This is a genomic window from Clostridium lamae, from assembly GCF_033043255.1.
Taxonomy (GTDB): Bacteria; Bacillota; Clostridia; order Clostridiales; family Clostridiaceae; genus Clostridium; species Clostridium lamae.
In genome coordinates, this window is sequence record NZ_JASCQJ010000003.1 from 31,890 (window position 1) to 46,428 (window position 14,539).

Genomic DNA, 14,539 nt, shown 5'->3' on the forward strand with positions numbered 1-14,539 from the left:
AATGTCAAATTCTAACAAAGATAAACTCACCTTATCAGCACTTATATTAATGATTTTCACATCAGTATTCGGCTTTAATAATATTCCAAGAGCCTTTTATTTAATGGGTTATTCGGCAATTCCATGGTACATATTTTCAGCAATATTTTTCTTTCTTCCTTATGCCTTTATGATGGCAGAATTCGGTGCTGCTTTTAGAAAGGAAAAGGGGGGGATCTATACTTGGATGGATAAATCTATCGGACCAAGATATGCATTTGTAGGAACCTTTATGTGGTATAGTTCCTATTTAATATGGATGGTTAATGTATCTTCTTCTATTTGGGTTCCATTTTCAAATTTGATATTTGGAACTGATACTACATCAACTTGGTCTATATTAGGCCTTAATGCACCTAGAACCTTAGGTATATTGGGTTCAATTTTTGTAATTTTAATTACATTTATATCTTCAAAAGGATTAAAAAGTATTGCAAAAGTTGCTTCTATTGGAGGAATATTTGTTACTAGTGCTAATTTAGTCTTACTAATAGGAGGATTAATAGTTTTGGTAGCAAATAAATTTAAACTAGCGGAGCCTATAGATATAAAAGCTTTTACTGTATCTCCAAATCCATTTTATCAAACTCCACTTGGCATATTAGGTTTTTTAGTATTTGCTTTATTTGCATATGGTGGATTAGAAGTTGTTGGTGGATTAGTTGATTCTACGGAAGATCCAGAAAAGACATTTCCTAAAGGTGTAAAGATTGCAGCTATAGTCATCGGAATTGGTTATTCTCTTGCAATTCTATTTGAAGGCTTTTTCATCAATTGGAATGAAGTATTAAAAGGTGAAGAGGTCAATATGGCAAATGTGTCTTATATAGTGATTAAGAACCTTGGAATAGAGATTGGAAAATCACTTAACCTATCTCAAAATACTATTATGTTTTTAGGCTCCTTATTTGCCAGATATATTGGTCTTGCAATGTTCTTAGCTCTACTTGGTGCTTTTTTCACATTGGCATTTTCCCCTCTTAAGCAATTAATTGAAGGAACTCCATCTGAAATATGGCCAAAATCTTGGACCATGAAAGATAAAAATAATATGCATAAAAATGCTATGTGGGTTCAATGCACTATTGTAGTTGCTATTATTCTAATTTCTTCTTTTGGTGGTAAAAGTGCTAGTGTATTTTTGAATTATCTCGTATTAATGGGAAATGTAGCAATGACAATACCTTATATGTTCTTATCCTTTTCTTTTATCAACTTTAAAAAGAAAAAAGATATAGAAAAACCATTTGAAATCTATAAGAGTACCACCTTTGCTACTGCTGCTGCTATAATAGTTACTTTAACTGTAGGCTTTGCAAATATATTTACAATTTTACAGCCAGCATTAGAAACTAAAGATTATGTATCTACATTATTTCAAATTGCTGGACCAATAATTTTTGGCATTATAGCAATTGTTTTATATTCATCTTATGAAAAGAAAATTTCTAAATAAAACAAAGAGGAAGATAAAATTTAGCTATCTTCCTCTTTATACTACTTTTATTTATTTTTGTGTTGTAATATTTATAGTATTACCATCAGATGTAACTGTAATTTGGCCTTGCTTATCAGTTCTATAAGTTTCAATTCCCAATTTGTTAATTACATCTAAAGTTTCTCTATGTGGATGCCCATAAGAATTATCTACTCCACAACTAATTATTCCATACTGTGGCGAAATTGCTTCTATAAAATCTGCAGAAGAAGAGGTACTTGACCCATGATGACCAAACTTAATAACATCTGCATTCAATTCATCAGAATATTTTTTAGCAACTTCTGTCTCAACTTCCTTTTCAGCATCACCTGTGAAAAGAAAAGTTTTATTTCCATAAGTTAATTTCATAATAGGTGAATAATTATTTAAATTATCATAAGTATCTTCTATAGGAGAATACGTTTCAAATTTAGCTCCTTCTCCTAAATCAATACTTGTTCCTTCCTTTATCACCTTAGCCTTCAACCCCTCATTACTTACTGCTTTCATCATATTTTCAAAGGTTTTTGTAGTATGTGTTACTTTTGGCATATAAAAACTTTTAACTTCATACTTCTCAAAAACTTTTGTCATACCTCCAATATGATCTTCATGTGGATGTGTTGCTATAACTATTTCAAAATCATCTATATTTTTATCCTCTAATTGCTCCATTAGCTTGTCAGAATCACTACTAGGTCCAGCATCTATAAGAATATCAAAATCATTTACCCTTATATATGCTGCATCTCCTTGTCCAACATCTAAATAAGAGATTTGTATGTTACCACTTGGTGTTCCTATATTATTTTCTAAAATATCTTCACCAAAAAAAGCAGAAAATATTACAATAATTGCAAATACAATTATAGTAATTAACTGGGCTTTTTTATTTCCTTTATGCCTTTTCATACTTTTTACAAAAGCATTTTTTATATCCTTTTCTTTCGTCAAAATTTACTCCCCCTACTTTATTTATGGATTATTATATTATATTTACTAGTTCCAAAAATGTCAAAAGGCACTACATTTTGTCCTGCAGTGCCCCATAGTCATAGTCAAATAAAAAATAATAAATAACTTGTGACTATAAACCTATTATTTGTGGCTAATAGTATTTTTATTCATATCTATTTTTACTTTATTATTTCTAAATAATGTCTTTGTAAGTGTTGAAACTAATATAATTCCAAGTGCTAATGCTCCTGCTGATGCCATAGTTTCTAACCCAATTTCTAATGACTTCATAATATCGCCAGTTATTGCTTCGACCATAGTATAATACATACCGCCTCCAGGAACTAAAGGAATTAAAGCTGCAATAACAAATGTTGTTACAGGCGTCTTTAGTATTCTAGCAAATATTTCTGAATATATACTAAGGGCTAGTGAGGCAAAAAATAATGATGTTATATCAGAACATCCTAAAATTAAAGCAAATTTATATACAAACCATCCTAATGCACCACATAAAGCTGCAAAAACCAAATTTTTCTCTTTTATATTAAAAACTATTCCAAATGCAAATGCTGCTATAAAAGCAGCTATAACTTCTATTAACATTTACACTCCTCCAAAGATACTAATCCAGAAGCTTAAAACAACACCAGTTCCAATAGCTACTGCAATAGCTGTTAAAAATGCCTCCGCACCTCTTGCAAGCCCAGATACTAAATCTCCTGCAACTGTATCTCTTATGGCATTTGTAATTGATAGCCCTGGAACTAAAAGCATTATAGACCCTATAATAACCTTGTCCATATCATTAGCTAAATTAATTTTTATAGATATTATAGCCAATAGAGCTAAAATACCTGCTGATATGCTTGTATTAAAGAATGAATTTATTCCAATATTATCACATTTTATAGAAACATATTTTACTGCTAGTCCTATTAAAAATGCTGCAACAGCATCCATAAAAGAACCTCCAAATAAAAATACAAATCCAAATGCCCCTATTGCTGAGAATAAAATAGTTGTCTTATTTGAGTACCTTTTTTCATTATCAATTTCATTAAGTTTCTTTTTTAATTCTTCTAATGTAATATTTTCCTTATTTATATTTCTGGCTAAATCATTTACTTTATGAATTTTCTGTAGGTTTACTGACCTATTTGAAATTCTTTCTACTAAAGATTTTATAGAACCGTTATGTGATACAGAAGATATTATTACAGTTGGGGTTGCATAACTGCTTGAAGATTCCACGCCTAAAGATGTACAAATTCTATTCATAGTTTCTTCTACTCTATATGCCTCTGCACCACTCTCTAACATTATTTTTCCTGCATAGCTAGCGACTTCAAGTATTTCATTTATCTCCATATTACTTCCCCTCTTCTAATTTTTAACCTCATATATTATACAACCCTATATTTCTAATGTCTATATTGATTTTATTCAAATTATTAAATAATATAAATTGATATTAATCAATGTAACTGAATAATAGTAATATAAAAGAAAAACTCCTAATGGAGTTTTCAAAATTAATTATATACTTTTAAGAATATTATCTATATCTTCTACTGATGCATTTCTAATTGTAAAAATCATATCTTCATCAATTCTAAGCTTACACTCATTATTATTAATCTTTACTTTATTTAAGCTAAGCCCTGAATTACCGAATTCTCTATATTTAGTTGGTGCTAAATCTATGTTAAATGAACCACCCTTTGCTCCAGTTATCTTAAGTGAACTTCCTTCATATCCAGTATCCTTTATTTTTAAAGTAATAATATTATTACCTTTTAATACTACTCTATTTTCTGGTACTGATACTACTTGAGCTGCTCCAGTTATAGTCATCCATCCACCACTTAGTTTTAATTTAGTTAATACATCTACATTATATGTGCTTGTAACCTTAGATAATAATTGTCCAAGCTCATAAATATTTAATTCATATTTCATTACTTTCTTCCTCACTGTATAAATAAATTCAATTAATTATACTATAATCAATAATTATTATCCATATATTCTTTATTTATATAGCTGATAAATTTACTAATATTATTTTCTCTACCATAATCTTCGTATTGATGATATGTTAAATAAAGATGTTTTTTTGCCCTTGTTAATGCTACATAAAAAGTTCTCATTTCTTCTTCAATATTATTTGATTTTAATGACATATAGGATGGGAATACCCCCTCTTGTAAACCGCATATAAACACAGTATCAAATTCTAATCCTTTAGCTTGATGAACTGTGATAATAGGTATTCTTTTTTTATTAGTCCTATTTACAATTAGGCTTTCTAATTCTCCATTAGATAGTCCAGTTATTCTAATAATATCTAATAAAGAATCTCTATTACTTTTGCCTTTATCATCTAGTTCCTTAACTAATACGTAGAAATCCCTTAGCCTTTCCATTTTTTCATTTGCTTCTTTTTCAAGTTCACTACTTCTACCACTATATAAAGTTTGTATATTAAAGCCTTTAATTATATCAACTATTATATCTTGTGGTCTTTTATCTTTTGCTCTTTCAAATAATTGATTTAAAGCAGTATTAATTTTATTAAATGACTTTATATGTTTACTAATTAAGCTAATTCTTTTGAAAGATGTTGGCATTAAATCTTCATTTATAGCTCTAACTAATAAATCTTTAGTTGCTAATATATCATCCATAGCATCATGGCTTGGTTTATTCTTTGTATTAAATACAGTACTTAAGGTTTCTAATTTATAATTTTGTAATTTAGTATGAAATCTCCTATATATATCCAAGGTATCATAGAAAGTTCTAAACTTAGGTCCACCCATATAATTTCTATTAAGTTCACTTGTTAATATATTTATATCATATTGTACATTGTGACCAACAATAACTGAATCCCTAGAAAACTCTATAAATTCTGCTAATACCTTTTTCTTATCTTCTCCATTTACTCTTAAAAAATCATCACTAAATCCATGTACCTTAAATGAACTTTCTACTGATTTTTTATTCTTTAAAAATTTTTCAAAGCTTTCTATTACTTCCCCTTTTGAATTAATCTTTATAGCTGCAATCTGAATTATTTCATCTTCAGTTACATCTGTTCCTGTACTTTCAACATCAAATACTATTACATTATCTTTTTGAAATTCTTCAATCAACAAAGAATAATTTTCTCCATATACTTTTGCATTTTCATCAATAAAGTCTGTAAGTGATATCCCTACTTCTTTATATTCTTTAGATTCAATAGCTTTTAAAGTTGATTCACCTATACCAGTAGGTAATCTTTTTACTATTCTTTTCAAACTGACATTATCATATCTATTAGCAATAAGCTTTAAAAAGGCTATTATATCCTTTATTTCCTGCCTTCTAAAAAACTTAAATTGATCAACTAATATAAATTCAAAATTAGCTCCTTCATAGCCTATAATATTTCCTAATTCTCTACTTAAGCTTATATTATAATTGTTATCCCTACTTAATATACAAATTTTAGAAAGATCTTCTCCTTTTCTCTCTAGATTTCTTATTTCCTCAAAGATAAATCTTGCTTCTTCTCTTAAAGTATTACTTTTCTTTAATTTGATTTTTTGACCCTCTACTTCAGTAATAGATGTAATCTTTTCCTTATATATAGCTGAATACTTCTTATTAAAAGCATTTTCTAAAAAGCTTAGAGAGCCATCAGTAATTTGTTTTGTAGATCTATAATTTTTAGTAAAAATAACTTCCAATGGAGAATATTCTTTTTTTAATAAATCTAATATCTTTTCTGGTTCTGAACCTCGCCACCCGTAAATTGTTTGGAACATATCTCCACAAAGTAAAATATTATTATCTCCAAATATTTTTTTAATAATTGAATATTCTAAAGTGCTGGTATCTTGTACTTCATCTATATTAATATATTTAAATTTACCTTTTAAAGCTTCTACTAAATTTTCATCTGTCATTAGTTCCTTTGCTTTTGTTGTTAAATCTGCAAAATCCAATCCATGATTGTTATATAGCAAAGAATTATAAAGTGTTACAAGCTCTCCACCTTTATTTTCTAGATATTCTCGCATTTTTAAATCTTGATTTCCTTTATTACTACAAATAGATTTAATCCTTTCACCATGAAATTTAAATAGATAATTAACAACTTCATTATAATTCTTAATTACATCTTTTTCTTTTAAATTCATCCTAGCTTTTTCTATTTTAACTAGTTCTATAAATTGCTGAAGCTTATTTATCGGGTAATTATAAAAATTACATTCTTTAATTATTTCTTTGCAATCTTCTTCATCAAATACTAGAAAATCAGTAAATATATCTGTTCTTTTTTTAGCTTCACTTTTAATTAAATCGAAACAAAAGCTATGAAAGGTTCTAATCGTTATACCTTCGGCATTTTCTCCAACAATATCTTCAATTCTACCCTTCATTTCTGCACAAGCCTTATTAGTAAAAGTAATACATAGTATTTCTTCAGCCTTGGCTTTATTTGAATTAATAATATTAGAAATTCTGCTTGATAATGTATTTGTTTTTCCTGTTCCTGCAGAAGCAAGAAGTAAAATATTTTTTTCTAATTCATTTACAACTAAAGATTGCTCTTTATTTAAGGCCATATTTACCACCTCCTAGTTATAATTACATTTTATCATACTATTTTTTCTAGTAATAAAAAAAGTTGCAATTATAGCTTATTACAACTTTTCTTTTACTTATTTCCTATCTTCACACTATATTATACTACTACTGTAAAAATTTCCAATATGCTATAATTATAGAAAAACGCTTTGGAGTTGATACATATGAAAGATAAATATATTATTTATTTTGCTATATTTTTCAGTCTATATTTTACTCTAAATTATTATGTGGGAAAGGTGATTTTAAAAGGTTTTAATAATATTTTTAATATCTCCCCCATAATATTTTGGATAATATTTTTGACTTTATCACTATCCTATATACTTTCTATGCTCTTAAACAAATATTTGCCCTACAACTTAATAGAGTTATTTTCATTAATTGGCTCTTACTGGCTTATTTTATTAATGTATTCCTTATTAACCTTTCCAATTTTAGGCCTAGTAAACTTTATATTAAAAAAAGCCTCTATTTTCAGCAATAAAGTTTATACCATTGAAACAATATTAATGACTTTAATATTTATAGTAGTACTTATAATTGGTACATATAACGCTAGAAATTCTTATGTGAAATCTTATGATATTAATATTGAAAAAGCTATCCTAGAAGATTCTTTAAATATAGTTATGGTTTCTGATATACACTTAGGTAATATTGTTAAGAATGATAGATTAAAATCCATGGTGAAAGAAATTAATAACCTTAACCCTGATTTAGTAATTATTGCAGGCGATATAATTGATAGTGATATTGAGCCCTTTTTAAATAATAATATGGCAGTAGAATTTTCTAATTTAAAATCTAAATATGGGACTTTTGCAACTTTAGGAAATCATGATATTTTCACTAGAAAAGAATCTGAAATAGTAAATATTCTTAAAGAAAACTCTGTTACTATTTTAAGAGATGAAGTTGCCTTAGTTGATAATAAATTCTATATAATTGGAAGAGATGATATAACTGTAAATTCAATTAGTAGTAATTATCGAGCTAACTTAGATAAATTAACTAAGGATTTAGATAAATCTAAACCATTAATAGTTATTGATCATAATCCAAAGTATATTAATGAAAGTTTAAATGCTGATATTGATTTACAGCTTTCTGGTCATACACATAAAGGTCAAATAATTCCTGGTAACATAGTAACCAATAAACTATTTGAAGTTGATTATGGATATTTTAAAAAAGATAATTTAAATGTTGTAGTTTCCTCAGGTTATGGCACTTGGGGCCCACCTCTTAGATTAGGAAGTAGAAGTGAAATAATACAAATCAACTTAGGAATGAAAGAATGAAAGAATGAAAAATTGAGCTGTCTTAATAACAGCTCAATTTTATTATTATATTTCAAAAACTCCCTTAGAGTTTTTTCCTTAACTCTTCAATCTTAACTCTTCTCTATTAACTAATCTCTATTACTTTATTTCACAGCTTAATTCTATAAACTTTTCTATATCTTCTTCAATAAGCTTTAATGAATTTCTCCAGAAGTTCACATCATGAACGTCTATATTCATTATCTTAGTTACATCGGCTACACTATTCTTACCTGTAACTGCAAGTAACTCTTCATATTCCTTGCAGAAGCTATCGCCTCTCTTTAAGTATTCTGCATATAATCCCTTAGCAAATAAGTTTCCAAAAGCATATGGGAAGTTATAGAAGTTTGCAGTTGCATAATAATAGTGTGGCTTCCAAGTCCACATATATTTATGAAGGTAATTATTATCTAATCCATCTCCATAGGCTTCTTTTTGTGCACTAAGCATTGCATTATTTATTTCTTCTACTGATAATGAGCTTTCTTTTCTCTTTTCAAAAACTTCACTTTCAAATAAAAATCTTGAATATATATCTACTATTACTTGATTACAGTCTGAAATTTCTGCTTCTAAAATAGCAAAAGCTTCTTCCTTACTAGCTTCTTTTACAGCACTCTTCTTAATAATTATTTCACAGAAGTTAGAAGCTGTTTCTGCTAAAGTCATTGGATATTCCGAATTTAACATAGTTTCATTATTTAAACATTCTCCATGGAAGCCATGACCTAGTTCATGAGCCATAGTTACAACATCGCTAAAGCTATTTCCATAGTTTAATAATATTCTACTTTCTTTAATATCTTTAATACTTGCACAAAATGCTCCTCCTACTTTACCTTCCTTAGGATAAACATCTAACCAATTATTATCAAAAGCTTTTAAAGCAAAGTTAGCTAAATTGTCACTAAACTTTCTAAAATTCTTTTCAACAAAGGCTTTTCCATCTTTAAAATCAAACTTCATTTCTTTTTCTATTACTGGTGCGTATAAATCGTAAAATGGAAGGCCATTTTTATGTCCTAAAATTTCAGCTTTTCTTCTTAAATACTTTCTGAATGTAGGTAAGCTTTCTTTAATTGCTGTAAGCATAGAATTTAAAATTTCTTCATCCATTCTAGATTCTTCTAATGTCATATGAAGAGGAGATTTATAGCCCTTAAGTTCTGAAGTAGTTATTACTTCTCCTTTAATTCCATTTAGGGCAGCTGCTACACCTTCTTCTATTTTTTCATAGGATTTTATTTCAGCTTCATAGGCATTTTTTCTTACTTCTGGATCTTTACTATAAGCCATATTTAATACAACAGTTAATGGTAGTGATTCTTCTTTTCCATCCACATTAATATCTACTTTATGAGTTGATATTAAATAATCTTTATAATTTGACCAAGCTTCTGAGCCTGTAGTTCTCATTTTAGCAATTATTGCCTCTTCCTTATCACTTAGCATATATTTATTTTTAGAAATTATTTCTTTTATTATAAACTCATGCTCTTTTAATAATTCTGATTTATTAATAACTTCATCTATATTCTCTATGCTAGCAACCCATTTATATATTTTAGTTGATGGTTCTGCTAAAAGACTAATCTTATTATTAATAATATCTAGGTATTTTCTTCCCTCTACATTTTTTGAATCTGCGCTAATCGTTAAGCTTGCAAATGATGCTATCTTGCTAATAAGAAGATATAGATTTTCAAGCTTATTTATTACATCTTCTAATGATTTTAACTCATCGCTTTCTCTATTTAATTTTTCTGAAAAGACTATTAAATCATTAATACTTTTATCAACTTTATCTAAATCCCCAAGAAAATCATTAGATGTAAATGAGGAATAAAGTTCTTTCAAACTCCAATTATCTGACATATTCTTGCCCCCTTATATATATTTTTATTACTCATTATAGTATTTATTTATAATATTATCAATAATTTTCCACTTATATTGAGTAATTTTTATTTCTAAACTTTAATGGTGAAACCCCAACTAACTTTTTAAAGGTATTAGTAAAATGACTTTGATCATGAAATCCTAATAAAATACTAATTTCTAAAATACTTTTTTCAGTGCTTAATAATAAAGTTTTAGCCCTTTCAATTTTTATTTCTCTTAAATATTTCATTATTGATACTCCCTTATATTTCTTAAAACATGTTGAAGCATATCCTACTGAAATATTTAAACTTTTACATATTTCTTCTAGTGATGTATGATTTTCAATATTTAAATGAAGGGCTTGTAGAAGTTTATTAACTGTAAAACTATCAGTAATTTCTGTATCATTAATAAGTAGTTCCATATATTCATTTATCATATCTAATTCTATTTCTTGTAGGATATGTATAGAACTTGATTCTTTGATTCTTCTATAAAACTTATTATAAATTGGATGTAAATATTTCTTCGATATCCCATTCCTAATAATTTCTCTAGTATAAATTGCATTCCAAATAATGAGATCATCTATTTTATGTTCTTTATCAACCTCATCATATATTTCTGAAGAATGTTTTTCCTTAATTATCTTTATTATTTCTTCTTTATTTCTAGAATCAATTAATAATGACATCCTATTATTGAAAATATTAAAGTCCGATTCAAAGCTTTCATATCCATCATTCATAAGTTTAACCCTCCTATATAATAGTAATTATATACATATTATATTATATATTTTAAAACTACTTCAATTGATTACTAAAATTTTACATAATAGCAATTTAAGCATTTATTTTTTTTTAAAGTAATAGTAATGATTCTATATTTTATTAAATAAAAAAAGAATCATTATAAATGATTCCTTTTTATGATAAATACTACTATTTCTTTATAATTTCTAATACATAAGTTTTAAAATCTTCAAAACTTCCTGTAGTTATAGATGCTCCCTTGTTAATTTTTCCACTTAAAAAATTGTACTCTGCTGATCCATAGTTAAAACTAGCACTAGAAACAATTATACTAGAATCAGTAACTCTATAATTTACATTTGTTATCATAACATCTTTACAAAACTCTATAAATTCATTAGCTTTTTCTAAATTGCCCTTACAAACTTCAAATAAAGTAAACTTAAATAAACTATACCCACCAATTAAAGGTATCATTTGTCCATTAGCCATATAAAATACTTTTCCCATATTATAAAAGTACTTCATATTTCCATAAGTCATAGTTCTATATTCATTATTTATTTCTAAATCCTTATTGTCTATGTCCTTAAACTTTTCTACTATATCATCCCAAGCTCTTGCTTCTGCTGTTTTATTATTATCTATTACATTTTTAAATTGTTCAAATGCCTTGTCTAAATCATTTCCTTTGTTAACAACTGATCCATTCACTGTGACTATATACTCATTATTATCATATATTAATTCCACTTTACTATTCATATTAAACTCCCTTATCACACAATTAAATATATTATTATTTAGTAATGATTATTATAGCATAGTATAGTGGATTTTCAACTAATAAATTTTACATTCTACAGTTTTAATTTAGAGCCATTTTTTATAGATTTAACAAATTTATTTATTAAATATCTTTATACCTGGTAAAATTACTTTGAAATAATCCTCTTTAATAGAATTTATTAATTTAACGTTTCTACTATTATTAAAAGATTTCTTTATTCTTAAAAGTCCCATTCCATTATTTAAAAATCTCTTGTTGTTATCTATAGTTATTATCTTTTCATATAGCCACATATTTCTTTTACTTTGATTTATTTCATTTCTTAAACTACTACTTTTACTAATAGCACCAGGACTTTTAATACTAATTTCTTTATATCCAATATATACATCAATTATCTTGTCAAAGGCTGAATAGTCCCTATATAATACTGCATTATTTATAGATTCAAATATTGCATTTAAAGGATAATCCTTTGGAAGTATTTCTGAAATTTCCTTTACAGATTTATCAATCATATCTAATATATTTCCCTGAATTATAATAATTTCATTCTTATCTTTATTTACTTTATTGACTATTCTTATCATATTATGTGGTAACCACATAATATTAATATTAGAAAACATAAGTAATCCACCTAAAGTACAATAAAAATCTCCACTTTCCCTATCTCTAGAGATAATCCTTGATGTCTCTAATAAAAATTCTTTATTATCTTCATTAATTTCTATACCTTTTTTCTTAAAGTAATCTTTATATAAATCTTCATTTAAAAAGCTAATATCACTTTTTATTATCTTCGAAGTTTCCATAAAAAAATCTAAATTTTCTTCAAAAGCTTCTATCAATTCTTGCTTTCTCATAGTATCAGTAGTAGAACCCCTTCTAATATAAAATGCTCCACTTTCTCTTATTTGATATGGCTTTTGCTCACCATCATAAATAGTTATTACACATATTTTCTTGTTTTCTATTAATAAGACATCTACTGAAACTGGAATTGGTGGCTCACATCTTGAAGTTATTATTTGCTGAACTTGCTCTTCACTTATTATTTCATTCTCATCTAATCCTACTATCCTTTTTGTCTTATCTTCAATTCCTATTACTATATAACCTCTTCCGCCTCTTGAATTAGCTATTGCACAAATGTCTTTTGCTAACTCTTTTTTACTACTTTCATGCTCTAAGGATAGCTTTAATTTAAAGTCTAGCTTTACTCCTTCTTCTTTTTTTATTAGATTAAGTAACTTTCTGCTATCCATTTTGATCCCCCCAATATTTTAAGTCTATATTAATATATTACTAAAAAAATAGAGTGATAGAAATATATTCTTTTTAATCAATATAAAATGATTAGTATATAACTATTTCTTCACTCTATTATATTTATTGACTTATTATCTTTTTAATATTATTTCTTAACATATCTTCATCTATTAAGCCTTCTCTATCGTAAGTTATTTCTCCATCTATGTTGATAAATATGGTTCTAGGTATCCCCCTAACATTATAAGCATTGGCAGTATTAAGATCTTCATCAAATACTACATCCATTTCTAAGTTGTTATCCTTTAAAAATTTTAAAGCCTTTTCTTTTGTCTCTCTTTGTCCATCAGTTAAATTAACCATAAGAATTTCAACCTCATCACCATATTTCTTTATTGCTTCTTCAAAATATGGCATCTCTGCTTTACAAGGACCACACCAACTAGCCCATATATTTATTAATACTGGCTTCTTACCTTTAAAATCAGATAACTTGACTGTATTTCCTTCTTCATCGTAAACTGTAAAATCTTTAGCTAATTTTGTTTCTATTGTAGTAGAATCACTTTCTTTAGGTGTATATGAACCTGATAAATAGTCATATCCAAACTTTACAATAACAATTAATAACACCAATGAAACTACTAATACAATTATTCTATTTCTATCTTTCACTAATATCCCCTCCTAATTAAATGTTAACCAAGACAATAATAAGTTTAAATAACCAGTCATCATCATTAACCCTATTATTATTAATAGTATCCCTGATATTGTGTTTATAATCTTATAATTTTTCTTAATAAACTTCAAAGTGGCCTTGATACTATCAATTAATAGAGCTGATATAATAAATGGTAATCCTAGTCCTAAACTATATGATAGAAGCATTAAAACACCTTTTAAAGTATCTTGTGAATTAGCTGCAAATATTAAAGCAGATCCTAGGAAAGTTCCTACGCATGGAGTCCATCCAATTGCAAATATCATCCCAAATAAAACTGAAGAAGCTAAATTCAACTTATTTAAATTTGTTTTGTTCCTTAATTTAAAGCTTCTTTCTAAAAAAGAGATTTTAAATATACCAATATAATTTAGTCCAAATACAATTAATATTATACCTGCTATTATATTGAAAGCTTGTATATATCTTTGTATAAAAGTGCCAAAGGTTCCAGCTGCTGCACCTAAAATAGTAAAGATTATTGAGAATCCAAGTACAAATCCAATAGAATTAATTAAGGCTTTGCTACTTTTTCTATCATCGTTTTCTCCCATGAAATATGAAATATATATTGGTAACATCGGCAAAATACAAGGGGAAATAAAAGTTATAATCCCCTCTAAAAAAAGAATTAAATAATCCAAATAACCACTCCTTTTCCTTTTT

Annotated in this window: 13 protein-coding genes; 2 read left to right on the forward strand and 11 right to left on the reverse strand. The window is 26.9% G+C overall.

Translation table 11 applies throughout. The features are described 5' to 3' along the window. Position 1: 1 nt before the first annotated feature. Positions 2–1,495, forward strand: a complete 1,494-nt coding sequence (yjeM, locus tag QK892_RS02240; protein ID WP_317271895.1) for a glutamate/gamma-aminobutyrate family transporter YjeM — start codon at positions 2–4, stop codon at positions 1,493–1,495. A gap of 51 nt (positions 1,496–1,546) precedes the next feature. On the opposite strand, the gene QK892_RS02245 is transcribed toward yjeM, so the two are convergent. The 5 genes from QK892_RS02245 to QK892_RS02265 form a co-directional block, all read right to left on the reverse strand. Then, positions 1,547–2,431: a ComEC/Rec2 family competence protein gene (locus QK892_RS02245; RefSeq protein WP_317272057.1), complete on the reverse strand. Its 885-nt coding sequence runs from the start codon at positions 2,429–2,431 to the stop codon at positions 1,547–1,549. Positions 2,432–2,617: 186 nt separating this feature from the next. After that, the gene (locus tag QK892_RS02250; RefSeq protein ID WP_317271896.1) at positions 2,618–3,082 is read right to left on the reverse strand and encodes a threonine/serine exporter family protein; all 465 of its coding nucleotides are present in this window, start codon (positions 3,080–3,082) and stop codon (positions 2,618–2,620) included. Then, on the reverse strand, positions 3,083–3,847 hold the full coding sequence (locus QK892_RS02255) for a threonine/serine exporter family protein (protein ID WP_317271897.1): 765 nt from the start codon (positions 3,845–3,847) through the stop codon (positions 3,083–3,085). 168 nt (positions 3,848–4,015) lie between these two features. Beyond that, positions 4,016–4,438, reverse strand: a complete 423-nt coding sequence (locus QK892_RS02260) for a UDP-N-acetylglucosamine pyrophosphorylase (RefSeq protein ID WP_317271898.1) — start codon at positions 4,436–4,438, stop codon at positions 4,016–4,018. 47 nt (positions 4,439–4,485) lie between these two features. Then, complete coding sequence (locus tag QK892_RS02265) at positions 4,486–7,098, reverse strand: 3'-5' exonuclease (RefSeq protein ID WP_317271899.1); 2,613 nt, start codon at positions 7,096–7,098, stop codon at positions 4,486–4,488. A gap of 534 nt (positions 7,099–7,632) precedes the next feature. On the opposite strand from QK892_RS02265, the gene QK892_RS02270 reads away from it, so the two are divergent. Beyond that, positions 7,633–8,424 (forward strand): metallophosphoesterase, encoded by a 792-nt coding sequence (locus QK892_RS02270; RefSeq protein ID WP_317271900.1) that lies wholly within the window; start codon positions 7,633–7,635, stop codon positions 8,422–8,424. Positions 8,425–8,544: 120 nt separating this feature from the next. Here the strand turns inward: QK892_RS02270 and QK892_RS02275 are convergent, their stop codons facing one another. The 6 genes from QK892_RS02275 to QK892_RS02300 form a co-directional block, all read right to left on the reverse strand. After that, positions 8,545–10,323, reverse strand: a complete 1,779-nt coding sequence (locus tag QK892_RS02275; RefSeq protein ID WP_317271901.1) for a M3 family oligoendopeptidase — start codon at positions 10,321–10,323, stop codon at positions 8,545–8,547. 73 nt (positions 10,324–10,396) lie between these two features. After that, a complete protein-coding gene (locus QK892_RS02280) occupies positions 10,397–11,080 on the reverse strand; it encodes a helix-turn-helix domain-containing protein (RefSeq protein ID WP_317271902.1) in 684 nt (227 codons plus the stop codon). A 196-nt stretch (positions 11,081–11,276) separates the two neighbouring features. Further along, complete coding sequence (locus QK892_RS02285) at positions 11,277–11,852, reverse strand: hypothetical protein (protein ID WP_317271903.1); 576 nt, start codon at positions 11,850–11,852, stop codon at positions 11,277–11,279. Positions 11,853–11,990: 138 nt separating this feature from the next. Continuing rightward, positions 11,991–13,145 (reverse strand): AlbA family DNA-binding domain-containing protein, encoded by a 1,155-nt coding sequence (locus QK892_RS02290; protein ID WP_317271904.1) that lies wholly within the window; start codon positions 13,143–13,145, stop codon positions 11,991–11,993. Between the two features lie 124 nt (positions 13,146–13,269). Continuing rightward, positions 13,270–13,824 carry a TlpA family protein disulfide reductase gene (locus QK892_RS02295; RefSeq protein WP_317271905.1) on the reverse strand — a complete coding sequence of 185 codons (555 nt, stop codon included), beginning with the start codon at positions 13,822–13,824 and terminating at the stop codon, positions 13,270–13,272. 12 nt (positions 13,825–13,836) lie between these two features. Further along, a complete protein-coding gene (locus tag QK892_RS02300) occupies positions 13,837–14,517 on the reverse strand; it encodes a cytochrome c biogenesis CcdA family protein (protein ID WP_317271906.1) in 681 nt (226 codons plus the stop codon). Positions 14,518–14,539 lie beyond the last annotated feature (22 nt).